The sequence below is a fragment of the Sediminicoccus rosea genome (genome assembly GCF_033547095.1).
In the GTDB taxonomy this organism is placed as follows: domain Bacteria; phylum Pseudomonadota; class Alphaproteobacteria; order Acetobacterales; family Acetobacteraceae; genus Roseococcus; species Roseococcus rosea.
Map to the genome: position 1 here is coordinate 2,942,987 of NZ_CP137852.1, position 22,702 is coordinate 2,965,688.

Below are 22,702 nucleotides of genomic sequence, written 5' to 3' on the forward strand. Positions count from 1 at the left end.
TCGGGCTCCTCAGACTGTCTTGCCGTGAATGATGGACCAGATTTTCGGCGCTGTCGCGGGCATCTCGATGTGCTCCACGCCGTAATCGCGCAGGGCATCGACCACCGCGTTGATGACGGCAGGCGGCGAGCCGATGGCCCCCACCTCGCCGCAGCCCTTCACCCCCAGCGGGTTGTGGGTGCAGAGCGTGGTGTGGGTGGCCACACTCACCGGCGCCAGGTCATCGGCGCGCGGCATGGTGTAGTCCATCATCGAGCCGCTCATCAGCTGGCCGTCCGCGTCATAGACGCAGGCCTCAAGCAGCGCCTGGCCGATGCCCTGGGCGACGCCGCCCTGCACCTGGCCCTCGACGATCATCGGGTTGATGACACGGCCCACATCATCCACCGCGGTGAAGTTCACCATGGAGACCTTGCCCGTCTCGATCTCGATCTCGATCTCGGCGATGTGGCAGCCGCCCGGATAGGTGAAGTTCTTCGGGTCGTAGAACGCCGTCTCTTCCAGCCCCGGCTCGATCTCGTCGATCGGATAGTTGTGCGGCACATAGGCGGCGAGGCTGACATCCGTCAGCGTCTTCGTCTTGTCGGTGCCGGCCACGCGGAAGGTGCCGCGGTCGAACTCCACATCCTCGACCGAGGCCTCCATCAGGTGGGCCGCGATGCGCTTTCCCTTGGCGATGATCTTGTCCATCGCCTTCTCCATGGCAGAGCCACCGACGGCGAGCGAGCGGCTGCCATAGGTGCCCATGCCAAAGGGCACCTTGGCGGTGTCGCCATGCACGATGTCCACATTGGCGATGGAGACGCCGAGCTTGTCGGCCACCAGCTGGGCGAAGGTCGTCTCATGACCCTGGCCATGGCTGTGCGCGCCGGTCAGGACCGTGACGGAGCCGGTCGGATGCACGCGGATCACGCCCACCTCGTAGAGGCCGGCACGCGCCCCGAGCGAGCCCACCACCGCCGAGGGCGCGATGCCGCAGGCTTCCAGATAGGTCGAGATGCCGATGCCGCGCAGCCGCCCACGCAGCTTCGCCTCGGCGCGGCGTGCCTCGAAGCCGGCCCAGTCCGCCGTCTTCAGCGCCTGGTCGAGCGTCGAGAAATAATCGCCGCTGTCATACTGGAGGGCGACGGGCGTCTGGTAGGGGAAGGCATTGGTCGGGATGAAGTTGCGCCGGCGCAGCTTCACGCGGTCAAAGCCGCATTGCTTGGCAGCGACATCCACCAGCCGCTCCAGCAGATAGGTCGCCTCCGGGCGGCCGGCGCCGCGATAGGCATCCACCGGAACAGTGTGGGTGAAGACGGCCTTCACCTCGGCATAGATGGCTGGCGTTGAATACACGCCGGCCAGCAGCGTCGCGTAGAGATAGGTCGGCACGCAGGGCGCGAAGGTGGAGAGATAGGCGCCCATGTTGGCATGGGTGAGCACGCGCAGGCCGAGGAAAGTGCCTTCCTTGTCCAGCGCCAATTCGGCGCGGGTCACATGGTCGCGGCCATGTGCGTCGGACATGAAGGCCTCGGTGCGGTCGGCCGTCCATTTCACCGCGCGGCCAAGCTTGGCCGCCGCCCAGGTGACGATCGCCTCCTCGGCATAGTGGTAGATCTTGCTGCCGAAGCCGCCGCCAACATCGGGCGCCACGACACGCAGCTTGCTCTCGGGGATCTGCAGGACGAAAGCGCCCATCAGCAGCCGGATCACATGCGGGTTCTGGCTGGTGGTGAAGAGCGTGTGCTCGCCCGTCGTGGTGTCATAGTCGCCGACGGCGCAGCGCGGCTCCATGGCGTTGGGAACCAGGCGCTGATTGGTCGTCTCGAAGACCACGCGATGCGCGGCGGCGGCGAAGGCCGCATCCACCATCGCCTTGTCGCCGATATGCCAGTCGTAGCAGAGGTTGCCGGCCACATCGTCATGCACGCGCGGCGCATCGGCGGCGAGTGCTGCCGTCGTCTGGCTCACCGCCGGCAGCACTTCGAACTCGACCTGGATCGCCTCGCCCGCGTCGCGCGCCTGGGAGCGCGTCTCGGCGATGACGACGGCGATGGGGTCGCCCACATGGCGCACCTTGCCCTCGGCGAGGACGGGGTGCTTCGGCTCCGCCATCGGCGTGCCATCCTTGTTGTGGATCTGCCAGCCGCAGGGCAGCCCGCCGATGGCGGCGAGATCCGCGCTCGTGTAGATCGCGACCACGCCGGGCATGGCGGATGCCGCAGCGGTGTCGATCTTCAGGATGCGCGCATGCGCGTGCTGGCTGCGCAGGATCCAGGCGTGGGCCTGGCCAGGACGATTGATGTCATCCGTGTATTGCCCGCGACCGGAAAGGAAGCGGACATCCTCCTTTCGGCGGACGCTCGCACCAATGCCCTCGAACGGCGTGACGACGTTCATGCCAAGCTCCTCCCTGCGTTGTTCCTGGGGCGATTCACCCGCCGCATGCGCGGCGGGATCGCTCCATCGGGCCGCGGCTTTGGCGCCGCTTATGCCCGCAAACCGGTTATTCCGCCGCGGCGGCGATGCTCGTGCGCTTGCCGTGCATCACATCCTGCGCGGCAGCGATGGCCTTCACGATGTTGTGGTAGCCCGTGCAGCGGCAGAGGTTGCCCTCAAGCCCCTCGCGAATCTCCTGCTCGGAGAGGCCCTGCGGGTTCTTCGCCACCAGGTCCACGGCGGACATCACCATGCCGGGCGTGCAGAAGCCGCACTGGAGCGCGTGATACTCGCGGAAGGCCTCCTGCATCGGGTGCAGCGTGCCATCGGCCTTGGCCAGCCCCTCGATGGTGGTGACCGAGGCGCCCTCGCACATCACGGCGAGCGTGGTGCAGGACTTCACGCTCTGCCCGTCCACATGGACGACGCAGGCGCCGCACTGGCTCGTATCGCAGCCGACATGGGTGCCCGTGAGGCGCAGCTTCTCGCGCAGCAGCTCAACCAGGAGGGTGCGGCCCTCGACCTCGACCGTATGCGTCTTGCCGTTCACCGTAAGCGTGACCTGCGGCATCAACCGTCTCCCCGTCCATGCACTGTGTTGAGTTGGAGCCTCGCGAATGTCGCGCAAGGCGTCAAGCGTCAGGTTGGCGTGGCCCCGGTGCGGGATGCTCGATGACCAGGCGCTTGCCCCGGGTGAGCAGCATCAGCAGGCCCATGACCGGCACGCCGACCAGCCAGATGGCCCAGAGAACGCCCAAGGCCCCTGCCCCGAACATCATGGCGCCGGCCGCCACCTCCTCATCCTCTGAGAAGACGAAGCGCTGCAGCCCGGCGCAGGTGCCGAGCATGAGCAGCGGCGGCGCCAGGGTGATCAGCCAGAAGCCCCATTTGATGAGGCGCCCGAAAAGGCTTCGTGGCGTCCGGGCCACGAAGCGGAGGGGCTGGCCGCTCAGGCGTCGGCCGTCCGGAAGGCGGTGGGGGGCGCCTTGTTCAACAGCGGGTTCTCCGCCGCCGGGCGGTCATGCAGGTGGCAGGCCGCGAGGTGGCCGGTACCGTCATCGCGCAATGCCGGCTCCTCCGACCGGCAACGGTCGAAGGCATAGGGGCAGCGCGTGTGGAATCGACAACCCTTGGGCGGCTTGATCGGGCTTGGCACGTCGCCCTGCAGCACGATGCGCTCGCGCACCGCGCCTGGCACGGGCACCGGCACGGCGGAGAGCAGCGCCTCCGTATAGGGGTGGCGGGGCGAGCCGAAGAGCGACTTCCGGTCCGCCACCTCGACAATCTTGCCGAGATACATGACGGCCACGCGGTGCGTCATGTGCTCGACGATGGCGAGGTCATGGCTGATGAACAGCATGGCGAGGCCGAGTTCCGACTGCAGGTCCTGCAGCAGGTTCACGATCTGCGCCTTCACCGACACGTCGAGCGCGGAGACGGCCTCATCGCAGACGATGACGTCGGGCTCGGCGGCCAGCGCGCGCGCGATGCAGATGCGCTGCCGCTGCCCGCCCGAGAATTCGTGCGGCCAACGGTTCACGGCGTCCCGCGGCAGCCGGACCTTGTCCATCAGGGCGCCGACGCGCTCATCCACCTCGGCCTCGTTCTTGGCGAGGCCGAAATTCCGGATCGGCTCGGCCAGAATGTCACGCACCCGCATGCGCGGGTTGAGCGAGGAGAAGGGATCCTGGAAGACCACCTGGATCTGCCGGCGCAACGGGCGCAGCGTGCCGGCGGAGAGGTCGTCGATGCGGCGGTTGTTCAGCACCACCTGGCCGGAGGTCAGCGGGAAGAGGCGGAGCACCGCCTTGCCCACCGTGGACTTGCCACAGCCCGATTCGCCCACCAGCGAGAGCGTCTCGCCCTTGTTGATGTGGAAGGAAACGCCGTCCACGGCATAGACATAGCCGACGGTGGAGCCGAGGAGCCCGCCCCGGATGGGGAAGTGCTTCTTGAGGTCCGTGACCTCGAGGATGCGCTCGCCGAGCTTCGCGTGTGCGGGATGTGTCATGCGGCGACGGAACCTTCGACCTGGGCGTAATGGCAGGCGGCGATGTGGCCGGGCGCCTTCTGCTGGAGCGCGGGCGCGACCGCGCGGCAGAGATCGGTCACGGCGGGGCAGCGCGTCGCGAAGACGCAGCCCGGGATCTTCTGCTTGAGGCTGGGCACGAGGCCCGGAATCTCGGCGAGGCGCGAGGTCTCGCCGGTGAGCGAGGATCCGAGCTTGGGCACCGAGCCCAGCAGCCCCTGCGTGTAGGGGTGGCGCGGATTGCGGAAGAGGTCGCCCACGGGCGCTTCCTCCACCTTCTTGCCGGCGTACATGACCACCACGCGCTCGGCCACCTCGGCCACCACGCCGAGGTCGTGCGTGATGAGCACGATGGCAGCCCCCACGCTGTGCTTGAGGTCGCGCATCAGGTCCAGGATCTGCGCCTGGATGGTCACGTCGAGCGCCGTGGTCGGCTCATCCGCGATCAGCAGCTTCGGATTGCAGGCGAGCGCGATGGCGATCATCACGCGCTGGCGCATGCCGCCCGAGAGCTGGTGCGGATACTCGCGCACGCGGCGGCCAGGCTCCGGAATGCCGACGAGCTTGAGCATCTCGACTGCGCGATCCTCGGCCTGCTGCTTCGAGAGGCCCTGGTGCAGCCGCAGCGTCTCGCCGATCTGGCGCCCATTGGTGAGCACCGGGTTCAGCGAGGTCATCGGCTCCTGGAAGATCATGCTGATCTCGTTGCCGCGGATCGCGCGCATCTCGCGGTCCGAGCACTTCAGCAGATCCTTGCCCTGGAAGCGGATGGCGCCCGCGATCTTGCCGGGCGGCTCCGGGATGAGGCGCAGGATCGACATGGCGGTGACGGACTTGCCGCAGCCGCTCTCGCCCACGATGGCCAGCGTCTCGCCCGAGCGGACGTGGAAGCTGACGCCGTCCACGGCGCGGTTCACACCGTCCATGGTACGGAAATGGGTCTGGAGGTTGTCCACCTCCAGGAGGATGTCGCGATTGTCGGCCATGGGGGTCGTGCTCACAGCTTGGTCGCCAGGCGCGGGTCGATCGCGTCGCGGAGGCCGTCGCCCAGCAGGTTCACCGCAAGCACGGTGATCGAGAGGAAGATGGCCGGGAAGAAGACGATGTAGGGCTTCACCTGCCAGAGGGCGCGGCCCTCGGCCATGATGTTGCCCCAGGAGGGGATGATCGGCGGCGTGCCCGCGCCGATGAAGGAGAGGATGGCCTCCGTGATCATCGCCGCCGCGCAGATGAAAGTCGCCTGCACCGTCAGCGGCGCCAGCGTGTTGGGCAGGATATGCTTGAAGATGATCACCGGCGTTCGCGTGCCCGAGGCCACCGCCGCCTCGACATAGGGCTGCTCGCGCAGGGAGAGCACCACGCCGCGCACCAGGCGCGAGACGCGGGGCACCTCCGCGATGGTGATGGCGAGGATGACGTTCTGCACCGAGCCGCGCGTCAGCGCCATCAGCGCGATGGCGAGCAGGATGGGCGGGATGCTCATCATGCCGTCCATGACGCGCATGATGATGCTGTCCGCCAACCGGCTGAAGCCGGAGACCAGGCCGATGGTCAGGCCGATGATCGAGGCGAAGAAGGCGACCGAAAAGCCCACCAGCAGCGAGACGCGCGCGCCATAGAGGACGCGGGAATAGACGTCCCGCCCCAGCATGTCGGAGCCGAACCAGAATTGCGCGCCCGGTTCGCGGGTACGCAGCGCCGGCGCCAGTGCCGTCGGGTCCTTCGTCCAGAGGAAGGGCGCGAAGACCGCGACGAAGAGCATCAGCAACAGCAGCCCGCCGCCGATCGCGATGGTCGGGTAGCGGCGGAGGAAGCCGAAGAAGCCGCGGCGCGGCTTCACGTTGGAGAGGATGTCCTGCGTCGGCTGCGCGATGGCGAGGCCGGGCGGGATCACCACGCCGGGCGGGAGTGTCGTGGTGCTCATCGGGCCTCCGAGGGCTGGAGCGGGAGCATCGCGCGGAAGGCGAAGAGGGCGGCCATCAGTAGCGGATCCTCGGATCGAAGAGGGTGTAGAGAAGGTCGATCAGCAGGTTGACCAGCACGTAGACGAAGCTGAACAGCAGGACGACGCCCTGGATGACCGGATAGTCGCGCCGCAGGATCGCATCCACCGTAAGGCGACCGAGACCCGGGATCGCGAAGACGCTCTCCGTCACTACCGCGCCGCCGATCAGCAGCGCGATGCCGATGCCGATGATGGTCACGATGGGAACCGCCGCGTTCTTCAGCGCATGCAGGAAGAGGATGCTGCGCTGCCCAGCGCCCTTGGCGCGGGCGGTGCGGATGTAGTCCTGGCTCAGCACCTCCAGCATGGTGGCGCGGGTGATGCGCGCGATCAGCGCGATGTAGACGCCGCCGAGCGCCACCGCGGGCAGGATCAGGTTCTCCATCCAAGGGAAGAAGCCCTCGCGAAAGGGCGTATAGCCTTGCACCGGCAGCCAATCGAGCTCCAGGGCGAAAACGAAGGCAAGAAGGTAGCCGACCACGAAGACCGGCACCGAGAAGCCCAGCACCGCGAAGGCCATCACCGCGCGGTCGATGGTCGTCCCCTGCTTCCAGGCGGCGACCACGCCCATCGGCACGGCGATGGACACGGCCAGGATCAGAGTCACGATCATCAGCGAGAGCGTGGGCTCGATGCGCTGGGCGATCATGTGGCTGACCGGCAGGTTGGTGAAGATCGAGGTGCCGAGGTCGCCATGCAGGATGTCCCATACCCAGGCGCCGAAGCGCACCAGATACGGGCGGTCCAGGCCGAGCGAAGCGCGGATGCGCTCCACGTCGTCGGGCGTCGCCTGGTCCCCGGCGATGACGGCCGCCGGATCACCCGGCGCGAGATAGAGCAGCGAGAAGACGAAGAGTGCGACGACCGCCATGACCGGGATGGTCGCCAGCACGCGCCGGACGATATAGGCCCACATTCAGATATTCCCCCAACGCGGCGTGCATGCTCCGCCGGGACGCTTTGTGACGCCCCGGCGGAAAGACCGCAAGCCGTGCCGGCCTTGCAGGATCACGACTTGGAAACGCCCCAGAACCAGGGCAGCGGACCAGCGACGATGCCGCTGACATTGCCCCGCCACGCCTGATAGGCGCGATAGAAGCCCGTCGGCACGAAGGGCAGGCTCTGGCATGCGGCGCGGTTGATCTCGTCGCAGGCGGCCTTCTCCTCGGCCGCCGTCGTCGCGGCGAACCACTTGTCGCGGCCCGCCTCCACCGCCGGATCGTTCGGCCAGCCGAACCAAGCCTGGTCGCCGCTGGCGCGCAGGCCGAGATAGGAGGCCGGGTTGGTGCAGTCCGCACCGGCGAACCAGGTGAAGAACACGTTCCAGCCGCCACGGTCGCGCGGCTCGCGGCTCGCGCGGCGGGCACCGACCGTGCCCCAGTCGGTCGCGACGTAGTCCACGTTCATGCCGATCGCGCGCAGCGCGGCATTCGCCACCTGGCCCATGGCCGAAAGCGCCGCGATGTCCTGGCCCACGATCATGGTGATCGGCTCGTTGTTGTAGCCGGCCTCCTGCAGCAGGCGGCGGGCCATCGCCGGATCGCGCGGGCGGGAGAGGATCTCGCCACCGGCCTCGGTGTAGTTCGGCGTGTCCGGCGTGAAGAAGCCGTTCATCTGCTTCCACAGCGCGTCGTCATTGCCGACCACGGCACGCATGAAGTCCGGCTGATTGATGATCCAGGCCACGGCCTGACGAATCTTCGGATTGTTGAACGGCGCGTGCAGGTGGTTGAAGCGGAAGCAGCCCACATTGCCCAGCGGGTCCGCCACATCCACGCGGATGTTGCGGTTGCGGCGCAGCACGGGGATGAGGTCGTTCAGCGGGGTCTCCCACCAATCCACCTCGCCCGACTGCAGCGCGGCGCCGGCGGTCGCGGCGTCGGGCTGGATGATCCACTCGACGCGGTCCACCATCATGCGCTTGCCGCCGGAGAGCCAGTTCGGCGCCTCACTGCGCGGCACGTACTGGTCGAACCGGCTCCAGGTCGCGCGCGCGCCCGGCACCCATTCGGAGCGGTTGAAGCGCATCGGGCCGGAGCCGACATATTCCGAGATCTGCTGGAACGGATCGGTGCGGGCGATGCGCTCGGGCATCATGAAGGCGATCGGCGTGTTGTTCTTGCCCAGCGCCAGCAGCATCTTCGGATAGGGCGCCGAGAGGCGCAGGCGGAAGGTGCGGTCATTCACCGCCACCAGTTCCTGGCGCAGCGCGCGGATCATCTGGCCCATGCCGTCGCGCACCATCCAGCGCTCGAGGCTGGCGATGCAGTCCTGAGCGCGAACGGGTTCGCCATCATGCCAGCGCAGGCCCTCGCGCAGGCGGAAGGTCCAGGTCAGGCCGTCGGAGGAGACTTCCTCGCTTTCCACCATCTGGCGGCGCGGCGTGAAGGTGTTGTCGATGCCGTAGAGCGTGTCCCACACCAGCATCGAGGCGTTGCGGACGACGAACTGCGTGCCCCAGATCGGGTCGTAATTGGCGAGGTTCGCCTGCGGCACGAAGCGCAGCGTGCGCGCGGCGGCACCCTGGCTGAGCGCCGGCGCCGCAATGCCGGTGCTGGCCGCGGTGGCGGCAACGCCCGCCTGGAGGAAACTTCTACGATCCATCAACCCGTTCTCCCTGATCACCCGGCGTGGTGCCGGTCATCTGCTATCATCTTGACCGATATCTGCACCAGCCTTAGGCATCGCGCCAGCGTCACCCGCCGGCACGCGCCCATGGCCATATCGCTTGCACGTCCCGTGCCACTCAGCTGCGGCGCACGCCCCAGAACAGCGCGGACCCGCCCCGCACCACATCGGTGATGCTGCGCCGCCAGGCCTGGGGCGGCCGCACGAGGCCGAGCGGAATGAAGGGCACCTCCTGCAGGGCCACGCGCTGGATCTCCTCCGCCACGCGGCGCGCGGCAGCGGGGTCGGGCGCGGTGAACCATTCCTCGCGAAGTTCCTCGAGGCGCGGCATGGTGGGCCAGCCTGCCCAGGCGGCCGAGCCATGGCCCCGCAGTGGCTGGTGGCTGCCGGGCACGGAGACGTCGAGCCCTTCCCACGTCGTGCAGAAGGCGCTCCAGCCCCCCTGCTCCACCCCGTTGCGGTTGGTGCGGCGCTGGATATGCGTGCCCCAGTCCATGCCGGGGAAATCCACGTTGAAGCCCACGCGGCGCAACAGGTCCGCCGCGACCTCGGACAGGTTCTGCAGCACCGGAAGGTCGGTCGCCGAAAGCAGCGTCACGCGCTGGTTGCTGTAACCCGTGGCACGCAGCGCGGCACGCGCCGCATCCAGGTTGCGCGGGCCCGAGAGCACCTCCAGCCCCGCCTCATTGGCGAGCGGCGTGCCCGGCGTGAAGACGCCGGCCGGCACAACGGAGAGGGCGGGATCGGTGCCGATCGCCGCATTCATGAAGTCGCGCTGGTTGATGGCAGGCAGCAGGGCGCGCCGGACCGCGGGGTCGTTGAAGGGCGGGTGCAGGAAGTTGAAGCGCAGCACGCCGAGATTGCCCGCCGGGTTCACCACGCCGATCTCGATCTCGCGGTTGCGGCGGAGCAGCGGCAGCAGGTCGGGCAGCGGGGTTTCCCACCAATCCGCCTCGTTGTTCTGGAGCGCAGCGCCGGCCGTCGCGGGGTCCGGCATGATCTTCCACTCGACGCGGTCGAAATTCACCCGCTTCCCGCCGGAGAGGAAATCCACCCGCTCCTCGCGCGGGCGGTAATCCGCGAAGCGTTCATAGACGGCGACATCGCCGGGCCGGAACAGATCCTGGCGGAAGCGGTAGGGCCCGCTGCCCGTGGCGTCGGTGATCTGCGTGAAGGGGTCGGTCCGCGCGACGCGCTCGGGCATGATCGCGCAGATATTGGCGGACGGCTTGCCCAGCGCCCAGGCGAGGCCGGGCCAGGGCCGCTTCAACCGGATGCGGATCGTGCGGTCATCCGGCGCCGAGATCTCGTCCGCCAGCGCATCCAGGCGCTGGCCCAGCACGTCGCGCTTCGACCAGCGCTGGATGGAGGCAACGCAGTCCCTGCCCCGCACCGGCTCGCCATCATGGAAGCGCAGCCCGTCGCGCAGCCGGATGGTCCAGGTCAGCCCGTCATCATTGATGACGTGGCCCTCGGCCATCTGTGGCCGCACCTGGTAGTCGGCGCCCAGGCCATAGAGCAGGTCATAGACCATGAGCCCATGGTTGCGGACGATGACCGCCGTGCTCCAGACCGGATCGATGCTGGCCAGGTTGGATTGCGGGATGAAGCGCAGCAGCCGCGCATTGGCCTGGGCCGAAGCCAGGCGCGGGGCGGCCACCAGAGAAGCCGCGCCGGCCATGGCCGCACGGCGGGACATCTCGGTCATGTCTTGCTGATGTTCCAGAACACGGTGGCGGGCGCGCGGAACACGCCCTGGATGTTGCGCCGCCAGGCGCTGGGCTGCCAGTAGTAGCCGAGCGGCATGTAGTACATCTCGCGCATGGCGGCGCGGTTCAGCGCCTCGGCGATGCGGCGCCCCTCGGCCGCATCGGCGCCCTTCTCCACCCATTCTCCGCGCAGCCGCTCGACCTCCGGCACATCGGGCCAGCCGAACCAGGCATTGGGGCCGTTCGCGCGCAGGAAGAGATGGAAGACCGGCAGCGTGAGCGCCTGGCCCGAGGAGGTGGTGTGGATGATGCTCCAGCCGCCGCGCTCCACCGGCTCTCGGCTCGCGCGGCGCTGCACCAGCGTGCCCCAGTCGGTCGAGACGACTTCGAGGTTCATGCCCATGCGGGTCAGGATGTCGGCGGTGACGAGGCTGAGCGCGTTGATCTGCGGGTAGTCGCCCGGCGTGATCAGCACCACCTTCTCGCCATTGTAGCCCGCCTCGCGCAGGGCCGCGCGGGCACGCTCGATGTTGCGGGTCTTGAAGATGTCGCTGCCCGCCTCGTTGGCGAGCGACGTGTCGCAGGTGAAGACGCCCTCGCAGACGCCCCAGCCGGCCTGGTCATTGCCCGCGACGGCGCGGAGGTAGTCGCGCTGGTCCACCGCCATGGCGACGGCACGACGGATGGCCGGGTTGTTGAAGGGCGGCTGCAGCGTGTTGAAGCGCGCGATGCCGTAGGTGCCATCGAGCAGTCGCTGCTCCACCACCACCTGACGGTTGCGGCGCAGCAACGGCAGCAGGTCATGCAGCGGGTATTCCCAGTAGTCCTGCTCACCCTGGTTGATGGCATTCGCGCTGGTGGCGGAATCGACGATGACCGTCCACTCGATGCGATCCACGCGCGGCATGCGCCCGCCGGCCAGGCCGTCCACCGCCTCCTGCCGCGGCACATAGCGCTCGTTGCGCGCCCAGACCGCCTTCTGGCCAGGATTCCACTCGCCGGGGATGAAGCGGAAGGGCCCGCTGCCCACCGTCTCGCGGATCTGCTGGAACGCATCGGTCTGCGCGATGCGCTCGGGCATGATGAAGCAGGGAAATTGCGTCTGGCCCAGCGCCAGCGTGAGCAGCGGGATGGGCCGGTGCAGCCGGAAGCGGAAGCGCCGGTCATCCAGCGCCGTGATCTCCGCCACGGCGGGCCAGAGCACCTGCATGAAGGGATCGCGCCGCGCCCAGCGGTTGATCGAGGCGATGCAGTCGCGGGCGCGCACCGGTTCGCCATCATGGAAGGCGAGGCCCTCGCGCAGCGTGAAGGTCCAGGCGAGCTGGTCGTCCGAAACGCTCCAGCCCTCGGCCATCTGCGGGCGGATCGCGCCGGAGGCGTCCTGCGCGCAGAGCTGGTCGTAGATCAGGAAGGCGTGGTTGCGCGTGACCACGGCGGTGGTCCAGACCGGATCCACGCTGGTGAGATTGGCCTGTGGGATCACGCGGAGGGTGCGCGCCGCCGAACTCTGCGCGCCCACCACATGCGGGGCGACGACACCCGCCGCCGCCCCTGCCAATACGCCGCGCCTGCCGAGTGTCATCGCCCTGTTCTCCGTTCAAGAGGTCTCAGCTTCGCTGGATGCCCCAGAAAAGTGCAAGCCCGCCGACGCGCCCGTTCAGGTTGCTGCGCAGCGCAGTGGTGGACATGTAGGCACCCACCGGAATGTAGGGCAGCTCATCCATCGCCACGACCTGCATCTCGCGCGCGAGGCGCTGCTCGGTCGCGAGGTCGGGCGCGTCGAACCACGCGTCCCGCAGCTCCTCCAGGCGGGGGATGGTCGGCCAGCCGAACCAGGCGTTGGTGCCGTTGCCGCGCAGCGGGAAATGCGCCGCCGGATTGGCGAAATCGAAGGAGGAGAAGGCGGTGAAGAGCATGCTCCAGCCCCCCCGCTCCACCGGCTCGCGCGAGGTGCGGCGCTGCACCGTGGTGCCCCAGTCGGTCAGCAGGATATCGGCGCTGAAGCCGAGGCGGCGAACGAGGTCGGCGCCCACCTGCGTCATGGCCGAGGGCGCGAGGATGTCGGTGGGTCCGATCAGACGCATGGGCTGGTTGGTGTAGCCCGCCTCGCGCATCAGGGCGCGGGCGCGGTCTACGCTGCGCGGCCCGGTCAGCGGGCCCATGGCCGCGTCATTGGCGAGCGGCGTGCCGGGCGTGAAGAAGCCCACCCCCGTGCGGTAGTCTGCCGCATTGGTGCCCACCACGGCGCTCATGAAATCCGCCTGGTTGATGGCAGGCAGGATGGCCTGGCGCAGGCGCTTATTGTCGAAGGGCGGGTGCAGGTGGTTGAAGCGCAGGATGCCGGTGAGCGGCAGCGGGTCGATCGCCTCCAGCTTCACGTTGCGGTTGCGGCGCAGCAGCATCTGGATTTCCGGCGGCGGCTGCTCGTACCAGTCGATCTCACCCGTCTGCAGCGCGGCGGCAGAAGTCGCGGCGTCCACGATGATGTGCCATTCGACGCGGTCGAAATGCGCGACCTTGGGGCCGGCCGTCAGGCTTGGCGTGCCACTCGAGACCGGGACGTAGTCCGCGTTGCGCGTATAGACCACGCGGCTGCCCGAATTGTATTCATCCGCCTTGAAGCGGAAGGGCCCGCTGCCGATGGCCTCGCGCACCTGCTGGAAGGGATCGGTGCGGGCGAGACGCTCCGGCATGATGAAGGCCGGGCTGTTCGACACCTGCGCGAGGGCCGCAAAGAGTAACGGAAACGGCTTCTTCAGGCGGAAGACGAGGCGCTTGTCATCCACCACCTCGACGGCGTCGGTCGCCGCCGCAAGTTGCTGGCCGAAGGGGTTGCGGCGCATCCAGCGCTGGATGCTGGGCACCACATCCTGCGCGCGCACCGGCTCGCCATCATGGAATTTCAGCCCGTCCCGCAGTGTGATCGTGACGCGCTTGCCGTCCTGATCCACCACATGGCCGGCCGCCATCTGCGGCTGGGGGCGGAACTCCGCATCCATGCCGTAGAGCGAGTCATAGATCATGTGCCCGTGGTTGCGCGTGATGTTCGCGGTGGTCCAGATCGGGTCCAGGCTGGTCAGGTTCGCCTGGGGCACGAATTTCAGGGTGCGGTTCTGGGCGGGCTGGGACAGGGCCGGCCCCGACAATGCGGCGGCGCCGAGCGTGGCTCCGGCGGTGGTGATGAGGTCACGGCGCTTCATGGCGTCTTCCTTCCGACAGGCCAGGCGTGATGCGCCACGAAGCCTGAAACCAGGCTGAACGATCGCGCATCAGAACAACACATCCGGCAGCCAGGTGGCCAGCGCCGGGAACAGGACGACCAGCAGGATGCCGATTACCTGCAGGATCACGAAGGGCGTCACGCCGCGATAGACGTCGCGCGAATCCACCTCCGGCGGCAATACGCCCTGGAGGTAGAACAGGGTGGGCCCGAGCGGCGGCGTGAGGAAGCTTGTCTGCAGGTTCATCGCGATGAGCACGCCGAACCAGATCGGATCGATCCCCATCTGCAGCAGGACCGGCCCGACGATGGGGACCACGATGATGACGATCTCCACGAAATCCAGCGGGAAACCGAGGATGAAGATCACCAGCATCACGGCCGCGAGCGCGCCATACTTCCCGCCCGGGATCATCTCCAGGACGGCGCGGATCATCTCGTCCCCGCCCAGCCCGCGGAAGACGAGCGAGAAGAGCGTGGCGCCGATCAGCGTCGCGAAGATCATCGCGGTGACCGACATGGTGGCATGCGAGACCTGGCCCAGCATGCCGCCCCGGAAGGCACGGCGGAGCGAGACGAGGATGCCGTAGGCGAGCCCGACCCCCAGCACCGCCGCCGTCCAGACGGCGATGCGGTCCATGAGTGGCGCCTCCTGACGGCCGATGCGCAGGTCGAACATCACGCCGAGCACCACCATCACGACGGCGCAGGTCGCGGCGAGGTAGATCGGCCAGGCGCTGTCCTCGCTGTTGCGCAGTCCGGCGAGCAGCGTGGCGCCGACGGCGCCGACCGCGGCAGCCTCGGTCGGCGTGGCAATGCCGCCTAGGATGGAGCCGAGCACGGCGATGATCAGCGCGATGGGCGGGATCAGCGCGCGGGCGATCTGCCCGCCGCTGACGCTGTCGCGATCCGATTGCGGGATGGCTGGGCCGATCTCGGGCTTCAGGTAGCAGAGCGTGACCTGGTACAGGATATAGATGCCGGCCAGCATCAGCCCAGGGATCATCGAACCCGCGAAGAGCTGGCCGACAGAGATCGTCTGGATCGAGAACAGGCCCTGCGCCAGCTGCGCCTGCTGATAGGCCGAGGCCAGCACCTCACCCAGGATGACCATGACGGTGGAGGGCGGGATGATCTGGCCGAGCGTGCCCGCCGCGCAGATGCTGCCGCAGGAGAAGCCCGGCTCGTAGTTGCGCTTCATCATGGCCGGCAGGGCGATCAGGCCCATCGTCACCACCGTCGCACCCACGATGCCGGTGGAGGCCGCCAGCAAGGCGCCCACGATGGTGACGGAGATGGCGAGCCCGCCGCGCACGGAGCCAAAGAGCCGCGCCATCGCCTCCAGCAATTCGGGCGCGATCTTCGACTTCTCCAGCATCATGCCCATGAAGACGAAGAGCGGGATGGCGATCAGCACCTCGCTCGTCATCGTGCCGAAGACGCGCTGCGCGAGCGCGCCCAGCATGAAGGGATCAAAGGCGCCGAAGAGGATGCCCAGCCCCGCGAAGATGATGGCGCAGCCCGTCAGGATGAAAACGACGGGAATGCCGATCATGATGAGGGTGCAGAGCGCCACCATCATCATCACATCCAGGATGGAGCCGATCTCGGAGGGACTCATCCTTCACTCACCGCCTGGCGCCAGGGAAACAGCTTGTCGGTTGCACCGGTGATGACACCGAGCGCGCGGATCATGACCGAGATGGATTGCAGCGCGAGCAGCCCCGCCATCACCAGGATCAGCGCCTTGAGATACGGCGTGAAGGGCAACCCGCCGACCGCCATCGGGCCCTCCCCCATCATGAAGGAGCGCGAGACATAGCCCCAGCTGGCCCAGACCAGCAGCCAGCAGAAGGGCAGCACCGTCACCACCACGCCGATCAGATCGGTCCAGGCCTTCTTCTTCTCGGACCAGCCGGCATAGAAGAAATCCACCCGCACATGCGCGTCGAGCAGGTAGACGTAGCCGATCGCCAGCATGAACAGGGCGGCGTGGATGTAGACCACGCCCTCCTGCATCATGATGAAGCTCGACCCGAAGGCGTAGCGGATCACGACCACGGTGAACTGGACGAGCACGAGCAGCACCGCCAGCCATTTCACGCCGCGCCCGAGCAGGCGCGACACCGCGTCGATCCCGTCCGCCAGCGCCAGCAGGGGGCGCATCAGCCCCAGCGGATCGGCAATGCGCGCGAGTTGAAGTTGGCGCCGTAGCTCTGCGACATGTAGCTGGCGCTGCGGTTGCGGAAGGTCGCGTAGCTGTCGGCGATGCGCTTCACCAGGGGATCCTGGTGGTTGCGGAATTCGGCCAGCATCTCGCCAGCGGTGTTGCCGAAGGCGATCAGCAGATCCCGCGGGGCCTCGCGGACGATGACGCCCTGGCGCGCGACCAGCTCGGCCAGCGCGATGGGGTGGCGCACGTCGTATTCCGTCGTCGTCTCCTCATGGAGCGACATGGCGGCGATGCGGACCACGGTCTTCAGGTCATCCGGCAGAGCATTCCAGCGCGCCATGTTGATGCCGATCTCCTCGGCCGAGGAGGGTTCCTGCACGCCCGGGAAATAGTAGTTCTTCGCCACCTGGTGCAGGCCAAGCGGCGCGTCGCTGAAGGGCCCGAGGAATTCGGCGGCGTCGATCGTGCCGGACTGCAGGGCCGAGAAGATCTCGCCCGCCGGCAGGTTCACGACGGAGGCGCCGGCGCGGCGGAACATCTCGGCGCCGAGGCCCGTGGTGCGGAAGCGAAGGCCACGGAAGTCGTCCACCGAGCGGATTTCGCGGCGGAACCAGCCGAGCCATTGCGGGCCGGAATTGCCGACGATGAAGGGCTTGATGCCGAAGCGGCCATAGATCTCGTCATACATGGCCTGGCCGCCGCCATGCATCATCCAGCCCTGCTGCTCATAGGCGGTCAGGCCGAAGGGGAAGCTGCCGAAGAAGCCAATGCCGGGCGACTTCGAGACCCAGAACGCAGGCACGCCGTGGTAAAGGTCGGCCGTGCCGGCGGCCACCGCGTCAAAGGCGCCGGGGGCCGGCACCACCTCGCCCGCCGAGAAGAGGCGCACCGTGAGCCGCCCGCCCGAGAGCGCGCCGATGCGGTCGGCGCAGCGCTGCGCGGCCACGCCGGGCCCGGGCAGGTTGCGCGGCCAGATGGTGATCATGCGCCACTCAATGCGGCCCTGGCTGAGCGCCGGAGCCGAGAGGGCGGCCGTGCCGATGGCGGCGGCCCCGATTGCGGCGTTCTGGGCGAGGATGCGGCGCTTCATTCGGAGGTCTCCAGCGGTAAGGGTCAGAAATTGTGACAGCAGAGACAGGTGCCTGCCAAGCCTCCCCACGCCAATCCGGCCGTTTCCGGCCCCGGATGGATGAAGTGGCAGGCAATCGGCCCGCCCACTGCCTCAGAGGCGCGCAACCACCGGGAAATCGGGCCCATCCAGCGGCGCGCCGTCGGGCAGCGTCAGGTGGCGCATGGGCGGCGAGCCGCGGCCCTTGCGGTCAATGAAGGTCGCATCCTGCCCCACCCAGCGGGCAGAGAAGACGCGGCGGCGATTCTGCCGGTTGGTGTTGGCCGGCGCGCCATGCACGGTGCGGAAATCGAAGGCGACGGCATCGCCCGGCTCCATCGCCCAACCGAGGATGCGGTAGTCGGCCCGATGGGCGTCGATGTCGGGCATCTCGATCGCGGTATCGCCCTCATAGAGGTCGGTTCCGTCAAAGCGCTTGGGCTTGTGGTTCACGCCCCAGCGATGCGAGCCGGCCACCGATTCCAGCGTGGTGTCCCGGCCCACCGGGTCCAGCGGGATCCAGAAGCTCACGCTCTGCCGGCCTCCCACGCAGTAATAGGGGCTGTCCTGGTGCCAGGGCGTCACGATCGAGGTCCCGGGCTCCTTCACCAGCACATGGTCGTGGAAGAAGCGCGCGACCGGCGAGGACATGAGTTGCGCCGCGATGGAGGCGGCCGGGCTTTCGAAGACGAAGGCGCGGAATTCGGGGATGCGCTGCCAGTTGCAGAGATCCTGGAAGAACTTCGCCGAGCCGTCCTTCGGCGTATAGCTGCGCTCGAGCGGACTGGGGTCCGCCATGAGCGCCTCGATGCCATCGGCGAGCGGCTTCACCCAGTCGCGGAAGGCCCCGCGCAGGAGGATGACGCCGTCCTCGGCGTAGGATTGGATGTCGGCGGCGCTGATCTGCATGGCGCCGAGGCTATCAAGCGGCGCGCGGACCCGGCAAGGGCCGCATGGCGGCGCAGGAGCAGACGAGCGTTCCATCCGGCAGCCGGTTCGCCATGGTGGGCTCCCCGCAATGCGGGCATTCGCGCAGGCCCTCGCGGCTCATTGCCGGGCGCTCCGGTCCGGCAGGGGGCGCATGGCGCGGAGCTGCGCGGCGAGCGCCCCCTGCCCCGCATGCTCGGCCAGCAGCGCCGCTTCCTCGCGCGCCGCCTCGAAGCCGAGGCGGTAGCCCTCATAGGTGGCGCGGTCGAGGCTGCGCGCGATGGCCTGGGGGATGCTTTCCATCCGCGAGATGTGCCGCCGCCGCTTTCGCTTGCAAGGGCGCGCGGGGCGGTTTCTGCTGTGCGGACAGGACTTCGGGAGAGAGACACCCATGCAACGCCGCGCCCTGCTGGCCCTGCCGTTGGCTACCCCTGCCCTTGCCTCCGCGCAGTCCCTGGGCGAGCGGCCGGTGCGGCTCATCGTCCCCTATTCGGCGGGCGGCGTGGCGGACACAGTGGCGCGCATCCTGCAGCAGCGCGTCTCCGAGAATCTCGGCCTGCCCTTCATCGTGGAGAATCGCACCGGCGCCTCGGGCGCCATCGGCGCGGGCTTCGTCGCCCAGGCGCAGCCTGATGGGCACACACTGCTGCTGGAGGGCGCGACCTCCATCACCGGTCCGCTCGCCAACCGGAGCCTGCCCTTCGACTATGCCGCCATGCCGCGCGTGGCGCAGGTGACCGCCGCTCCCTATGTGCTCGGCATCCGCGCGGGCTTCCCCGGCGAGGATCTGCCCGGCTTCCTGGCCGAGGCGCGCCGCCGCCCGGGCGAGGTCACCTTCGGCACGCCCGGCATCGCCCATGTTGGCCACCTGATGGGCGAGTTGCTGCAGTCGCTCGCCGATGTGCGGCTGGAGCACGTGCCCTTTCGCGGCGGCGCCGATGCGGCACGCGAGGTGGCGGGCGGGCGGATCGATGCCTGCATCATCAGCGAGAGCAGCTTTTCGCCCGTGCTGCGAGGCGAGCGCGGGCGCGTGATCGGCGTGACCGGCGCCGCCCGCCGGCCCAACCTGCCCGGTGTGCCCGCGATCGGCGAGGTGGTGCCGGGCTATGAGCTTTCGACGTGGATGATGATCTTCGCGCCCCCCGGCACGCCCATGGCGCTGCGCCAGCGCCTCTCCCAGGCCTTCGCCGCGGCGGTGGGGGACCCGCAGCTGCGCGATCGGATCGAAGCCAGCGGCAATGACCCGGTAAGCGCAGGGCCCGAGGCCGCGGAGGCGCTGTGGCAGGCCGAGCGCATGAAGCTGAGCGCGCTGATGCGCCGCGCCGGACTGGTGCAAGGATAACGCTCAGGGGGTGGCTTGTGGCGCGCGCCGGGTTTCGCTAGAGACTGCGCCCACCGACGCATTGACCGGTACGCCTCGGCAGGCGGGCGCTTAGCTCAGCGGTAGAGCACTACCTTGACACGGTAGGGGTCACAGGTTCAATCCCTGTAGCGCCCACCATAAATTCAAGCACTTAGACGCCAGACTTGAGACAAAGTCAGGAGCCTTTGCCGAAGGCGCCCCGACGTTTCCGTTCCTGCGCGGCCCCAGCCAGGTGAAGCGCCGAGCACCCCTCATCACCTCCGCACCGGCCATGCGCAGGATTCGCGACACCGTCTTGCCGGGACCCACGCGAAGCGCCTTGCCCTTGCCGCTACGTTCACTCGCCCGTCAGACCCAGCTCCCGCATGCGCTTCCACAGCGTGGTGCGCGAGACGCCGAGCAGCCGCGCGGCTTCGGCCCGGTTGCCGCCCGCCCGCGCGAGGGCATCTGACACCGCAAGGCGCGTCGCGCCCTGGATCGCGGCGCCGAGCATGGGCGCGGCAGCAGCGGCCGCCCGCTCCAGCTGGCTCTCGGGAAAGAGGTCATCGGGTCCGATTTCCTCCCCCTCCGCCAGGGCCACCGCGCGTTCGATCCGGTTGCGGAGTTCACGCACATTGCCCGGCCAGTCGTGGTCGGCCAGGGCCGCCGCCGCCGGCGGCGAGAGCCGCCGGGCACCCAGGCCGAAGCGCGCCACGGCCTCAGACAGCAGGCGCTCCGCCAGCCATGGCAGATCCTCCACACGGCGCCGCAGCGGCGGGATCTCCACCGGGATCACGTGCAGCCGGTAGTAGAGGTCCTCGCGGAAGCTGCCGGCACGGACACGCGCGGCCAGATCGGCATGGGTCGCGCAGACGAGGCGCGCGGCAAAGCGCCGCTCGGCCGGCGCGCCGAGCGGCAGGAAGGCGCGCTCCTGCACCAGGCGCAGCAGCTTGGCCTGCAACTCGGGCGCCAGCTCCGCGATTTCATCGAGCAGCAGCGTCCCCGCCCCGGCGCGCTCCGCCAGCCCTGACTGGCGCGTCGCGGCGCCGGTGAAGGCGCCGCGCTCATGGCCGAACAGCGTGCTCTCGGCCAGGTCGCGCGGCACGGCGGCGCAGTTCAGCGCCACGAAGGGCTCCCCCGCGCGGGCCGAGGCGGCGTGCAGGAATCGCGCGGCCACTTCCTTACCCACTCCCGTCTCGCCGGTCAGCACCACCGGCACATCCACCCGTGCCGCCTTGCGCAGCATGGCCTCCACGCCGCGCATCGCAGCGGAGACGCCAAGCCCGGCGGGCTCGCGACCCTCTGACGGCGCGGCCGGTGCGCTCGCCAGGGCGGCGCCGAGCGCCTCCACCAGCCGGTCCACATCCAGCGGCTTCGTCAGGTAGTCGCGGGCGCCGGCCCGAACGAGGCGCACTGCCTGCGCCACGTCGCCGAAGGCCGTCATGAAGAAGGCGGGCAGTGCGCCGAGATCCGCCAGCAGGCGGAGATAGACCTCCTCGCCCGACATGTCCGGCAGGCGGATGTCGCTCACCACCGCATCGGGGCGGAGCGCGCGTGCCTCGCGCAGCGCCGCGGCGCCCGTCTCCGCCAGCCGCGGCCGATAGCCCTCGAGCCGCAGCCGATGCGCCAGCGCGGGGCCGATCACCGGGTCGTCCTCGACGACCAGCACCACCTTGGGCGTGGTCATGCGGCCCGGCTCCTGTCGAGGGGGATAACGAGGCGGATGGCCGTGCCGCCGCCCGGGCGCGCCGCGACCGAGGCGCGGGCGTCGAGATCGCCCAGCAGCCCGACGACGACACCAAGGCCCAGGCGGCGCGAGCCTGTCTCGGGCGGCGCCCCGCCACCCGAAAGCCGTTCCGCCGCGGCAGGGTCGAGGCCCGGGCCTTCATCGGTGATCTCGCACAGCAGATCGCCCTCCACGATCCGCGCCTGCAGCCCGACCACGCCCCCGCGCGGCGTCGCCGCGCAGGCATTGAGCAGCAGGTTCAGCAACACCTGGCGCACGCCACCGGCGCCCGTGCCGAGATGCCCCTCCGGCAGGTCCAGCCCGAAGGCGAGCGTCACGCCCTGCCGCTCCGCCGCCGGGCGGGCCAGATGCCGCAGATCATCGAGATCCGCCCGGGTCAGCGGGTGGTCCTGCTCGGGGCGGTAGAGGCTCAGCGTGCGGCTGACGATGCGCTCCAGCGCGTTGATCCCGCGCTCGAGAAAGGCGAGCGCCTCCTCGCGCTCCCCCGGGCGGTCACCGAAGCGGCGCAGGGTGGAGACGGCGGTGGCGAGGCCGGCAAGCGGGTTGCGGACCTCATGGGCGACATTGGCGGCCAATTGGCCCAGCGCCGCCGCCTGCTCCCGATCGGCCAGTTCCGCCGCCAGCCGCTCGCGCTCGCGCACACCATCGGCCATGCGGTTATAGGCGCCGAGCACGTGGGCCGTGCGCGGATCAACGGCGTTGATCAGCGCATCGGGCAGGCGCGCGGGGGGGCGGCTTGCGCCCTCGGACAGTTCGCGGACCAGCAGCCGCAGCGGCCGGCCCAGGCGGTGCAGCACGAACCAGGCCAGCAACGCGAAGAGCGCCGCGAGCAGCAGGTCCATCACGATGATCGTCCAGGAAAGGCGCTCGCGCGCCGCCAGGATCGGCCCGATATCGAGCGCGGCGACGATGCGGCCCGCGGAACCCGAGGCCCCCTCCACGCTGCGTGCGGCCCAGGCGACGCCGCCCACAGGGTCCATCCGCCAGCCCTCCCGCTCCAGCAGCGCCCGGTCGGGCTCGGGCAGGAGCGGGTCGCCATGCCGCGCCAGCAGGCGGCCGGCCGGGTCAAACGCGAAGAGCGCGCGTTCAGCCACGCCATGCTGCTCGCCGAAGGCGCGGCCGAAGCGTCCCGCGACATAGTCCGGATCGCCGGCCTCGAGCCCTGTCCGGACGCTGGCCGCGAGCCCGTCCAGATAGACCCGGCCGAGTTGCTGGAGCTGCCGGTCCGCCTCCCGGTTGGTGGCCTGCAGCGCGATCTGCGTCGTGCCCACCGCCACCGCGAAGACCAGGAGGCCGGCGGCCGCGGGCAGCCGCAGGCCAGGCGGCAGAACGGGGCGCGGCCGGCTCGCCGGGGGTGGATCGTCGGTCGCGGGCGTCATCGCGCGGATGGCTC

At 69.1% G+C, this 22,702-nt stretch carries 19 protein-coding genes and 1 tRNA gene; 2 read left to right on the forward strand and 18 right to left on the reverse strand.

Annotated features, from left to right (window positions below; all coding sequences use genetic code 11):
• Positions 1–9: 9 nt before the first annotated feature.
• The 16 genes from R9Z33_RS14250 to R9Z33_RS14325 form a co-directional block, all read right to left on the reverse strand.
• Positions 10–2,382 (reverse strand): xanthine dehydrogenase family protein molybdopterin-binding subunit, encoded by a 2,373-nt coding sequence (locus tag R9Z33_RS14250; protein WP_318647245.1) that lies wholly within the window; start codon positions 2,380–2,382, stop codon positions 10–12.
• 106 nt (positions 2,383–2,488) lie between these two features.
• Positions 2,489–2,992 (reverse strand): (2Fe-2S)-binding protein, encoded by a 504-nt coding sequence (locus tag R9Z33_RS14255; RefSeq protein WP_318647246.1) that lies wholly within the window; start codon positions 2,990–2,992, stop codon positions 2,489–2,491.
• A gap of 61 nt (positions 2,993–3,053) precedes the next feature.
• Positions 3,054–3,350: a hypothetical protein gene (locus R9Z33_RS14260; protein ID WP_318647247.1), complete on the reverse strand. Its 297-nt coding sequence runs from the start codon at positions 3,348–3,350 to the stop codon at positions 3,054–3,056.
• Positions 3,351–3,370: 20 nt separating this feature from the next.
• On the reverse strand, positions 3,371–4,432 hold the full coding sequence (locus tag R9Z33_RS14265) for an ABC transporter ATP-binding protein (RefSeq protein WP_318647248.1): 1,062 nt from the start codon (positions 4,430–4,432) through the stop codon (positions 3,371–3,373).
• Positions 4,429–5,436 (reverse strand): ABC transporter ATP-binding protein, encoded by a 1,008-nt coding sequence (locus tag R9Z33_RS14270; protein WP_318651651.1) that lies wholly within the window; start codon positions 5,434–5,436, stop codon positions 4,429–4,431. Before R9Z33_RS14270 ends, R9Z33_RS14265 begins: the two co-directional genes overlap by 4 nt.
• An 11-nt stretch (positions 5,437–5,447) precedes the next feature.
• Positions 5,448–6,374, reverse strand: a complete 927-nt coding sequence (locus R9Z33_RS14275; RefSeq protein ID WP_318647249.1) for an ABC transporter permease — start codon at positions 6,372–6,374, stop codon at positions 5,448–5,450.
• 55 nt (positions 6,375–6,429) lie between these two features.
• Positions 6,430–7,371: an ABC transporter permease gene (locus R9Z33_RS14280; protein ID WP_318647250.1), complete on the reverse strand. Its 942-nt coding sequence runs from the start codon at positions 7,369–7,371 to the stop codon at positions 6,430–6,432.
• Between the two features lie 92 nt (positions 7,372–7,463).
• Complete coding sequence (locus tag R9Z33_RS14285) at positions 7,464–9,059, reverse strand: ABC transporter substrate-binding protein (protein WP_318647251.1); 1,596 nt, start codon at positions 9,057–9,059, stop codon at positions 7,464–7,466.
• Positions 9,060–9,201: 142 nt separating this feature from the next.
• Positions 9,202–10,782, reverse strand: coding sequence for an ABC transporter substrate-binding protein (locus R9Z33_RS14290; RefSeq protein WP_404830684.1), 1,581 nt, complete (start codon positions 10,780–10,782; stop codon positions 9,202–9,204).
• Between the two features lie 5 nt (positions 10,783–10,787).
• Positions 10,788–12,374 (reverse strand): ABC transporter substrate-binding protein, encoded by a 1,587-nt coding sequence (locus tag R9Z33_RS14295; RefSeq protein ID WP_318647253.1) that lies wholly within the window; start codon positions 12,372–12,374, stop codon positions 10,788–10,790.
• A gap of 25 nt (positions 12,375–12,399) precedes the next feature.
• Positions 12,400–13,992, reverse strand: coding sequence for an ABC transporter substrate-binding protein (locus R9Z33_RS14300; RefSeq protein WP_318647254.1), 1,593 nt, complete (start codon positions 13,990–13,992; stop codon positions 12,400–12,402).
• Positions 13,993–14,061: 69 nt separating this feature from the next.
• Positions 14,062–15,633 carry a TRAP transporter large permease gene (locus R9Z33_RS14305; protein ID WP_318647255.1) on the reverse strand — a complete coding sequence of 524 codons (1,572 nt, stop codon included), beginning with the start codon at positions 15,631–15,633 and terminating at the stop codon, positions 14,062–14,064.
• On the reverse strand, positions 15,630–16,178 hold the full coding sequence (locus R9Z33_RS14310) for a TRAP transporter small permease subunit (RefSeq protein WP_318647256.1): 549 nt from the start codon (positions 16,176–16,178) through the stop codon (positions 15,630–15,632). The genes R9Z33_RS14305 and R9Z33_RS14310 overlap by 4 nt, the downstream gene beginning before the upstream one ends.
• Entirely contained in the window at positions 16,178–17,275 is a 1,098-nt protein-coding gene (locus R9Z33_RS14315) for a TRAP transporter substrate-binding protein (protein ID WP_318647257.1), read from the reverse strand. The genes R9Z33_RS14310 and R9Z33_RS14315 overlap by 1 nt, the downstream gene beginning before the upstream one ends.
• A gap of 132 nt (positions 17,276–17,407) precedes the next feature.
• Positions 17,408–18,202: a phytanoyl-CoA dioxygenase family protein gene (locus R9Z33_RS14320; RefSeq protein WP_318647258.1), complete on the reverse strand. Its 795-nt coding sequence runs from the start codon at positions 18,200–18,202 to the stop codon at positions 17,408–17,410.
• A gap of 138 nt (positions 18,203–18,340) precedes the next feature.
• The gene (locus tag R9Z33_RS14325; RefSeq protein ID WP_318647259.1) at positions 18,341–18,523 is read right to left on the reverse strand and encodes a hypothetical protein; all 183 of its coding nucleotides are present in this window, start codon (positions 18,521–18,523) and stop codon (positions 18,341–18,343) included.
• A gap of 88 nt (positions 18,524–18,611) precedes the next feature.
• On the opposite strand from R9Z33_RS14325, the gene R9Z33_RS14330 reads away from it, so the two are divergent.
• Together R9Z33_RS14330 and R9Z33_RS14335 are read left to right on the forward strand one after the other, a co-directional pair.
• Positions 18,612–19,562, forward strand: coding sequence for a Bug family tripartite tricarboxylate transporter substrate binding protein (locus tag R9Z33_RS14330; protein WP_318647260.1), 951 nt, complete (start codon positions 18,612–18,614; stop codon positions 19,560–19,562).
• Between the two features lie 84 nt (positions 19,563–19,646).
• Positions 19,647–19,721: transfer RNA gene (locus R9Z33_RS14335), tRNA-Val, on the forward strand.
• Between the two features lie 199 nt (positions 19,722–19,920).
• Here R9Z33_RS14335 and R9Z33_RS14340 read toward each other — a convergent pair.
• Both R9Z33_RS14340 and R9Z33_RS14345 read right to left on the reverse strand, forming a co-directional pair.
• Positions 19,921–21,249 carry a sigma-54-dependent transcriptional regulator gene (locus R9Z33_RS14340; protein WP_318647261.1) on the reverse strand — a complete coding sequence of 443 codons (1,329 nt, stop codon included), beginning with the start codon at positions 21,247–21,249 and terminating at the stop codon, positions 19,921–19,923.
• Positions 21,246–22,688: a sensor histidine kinase gene (locus R9Z33_RS14345; protein ID WP_318647262.1), complete on the reverse strand. Its 1,443-nt coding sequence runs from the start codon at positions 22,686–22,688 to the stop codon at positions 21,246–21,248. The genes R9Z33_RS14340 and R9Z33_RS14345 overlap by 4 nt, the downstream gene beginning before the upstream one ends.
• Positions 22,689–22,702: the final 14 nt, after the last annotated feature.

Coding starts and splice junctions, on each gene's coding strand:
- R9Z33_RS14250 (WP_318647245.1), bottom strand. CDS start 2,382: ATGAACGTCGTCACGCCGTTCGAGGGCATTGGTGCGAGCGTCCGCCGA.
- R9Z33_RS14255 (WP_318647246.1), bottom strand. CDS start 2,992: ATGCCGCAGGTCACGCTTACGGTGAACGGCAAGACGCATACGGTCGAG.
- R9Z33_RS14265 (WP_318647248.1), bottom strand. CDS start 4,432: ATGACACATCCCGCACACGCGAAGCTCGGCGAGCGCATCCTCGAGGTC.
- R9Z33_RS14270 (WP_318651651.1), bottom strand. CDS start 5,436: ATGGCCGACAATCGCGACATCCTCCTGGAGGTGGACAACCTCCAGACC.
- R9Z33_RS14275 (WP_318647249.1), bottom strand. CDS start 6,374: ATGAGCACCACGACACTCCCGCCCGGCGTGGTGATCCCGCCCGGCCTC.
- R9Z33_RS14280 (WP_318647250.1), bottom strand. CDS start 7,371: ATGTGGGCCTATATCGTCCGGCGCGTGCTGGCGACCATCCCGGTCATG.
- R9Z33_RS14285 (WP_318647251.1), bottom strand. CDS start 9,059: ATGGATCGTAGAAGTTTCCTCCAGGCGGGCGTTGCCGCCACCGCGGCC.
- R9Z33_RS14290 (WP_404830684.1), bottom strand. CDS start 10,782: ATGTCCCGCCGTGCGGCCATGGCCGGCGCGGCTTCTCTGGTGGCCGCC.
- R9Z33_RS14295 (WP_318647253.1), bottom strand. CDS start 12,374: ATGACACTCGGCAGGCGCGGCGTATTGGCAGGGGCGGCGGCGGGTGTC.
- R9Z33_RS14300 (WP_318647254.1), bottom strand. CDS start 13,992: ATGAAGCGCCGTGACCTCATCACCACCGCCGGAGCCACGCTCGGCGCC.
- R9Z33_RS14305 (WP_318647255.1), bottom strand. CDS start 15,633: ATGAGTCCCTCCGAGATCGGCTCCATCCTGGATGTGATGATGATGGTG.
- R9Z33_RS14310 (WP_318647256.1), bottom strand. CDS start 16,178: ATGCGCCCCCTGCTGGCGCTGGCGGACGGGATCGACGCGGTGTCGCGC.
- R9Z33_RS14315 (WP_318647257.1), bottom strand. CDS start 17,275: ATGAAGCGCCGCATCCTCGCCCAGAACGCCGCAATCGGGGCCGCCGCC.
- R9Z33_RS14320 (WP_318647258.1), bottom strand. CDS start 18,202: ATGCAGATCAGCGCCGCCGACATCCAATCCTACGCCGAGGACGGCGTC.
- R9Z33_RS14325 (WP_318647259.1), bottom strand. CDS start 18,523: ATGGAAAGCATCCCCCAGGCCATCGCGCGCAGCCTCGACCGCGCCACC.
- R9Z33_RS14330 (WP_318647260.1), top strand. CDS start 18,612: ATGCAACGCCGCGCCCTGCTGGCCCTGCCGTTGGCTACCCCTGCCCTT.
- R9Z33_RS14340 (WP_318647261.1), bottom strand. CDS start 21,249: ATGACCACGCCCAAGGTGGTGCTGGTCGTCGAGGACGACCCGGTGATC.
- R9Z33_RS14345 (WP_318647262.1), bottom strand. CDS start 22,688: ATGACGCCCGCGACCGACGATCCACCCCCGGCGAGCCGGCCGCGCCCC.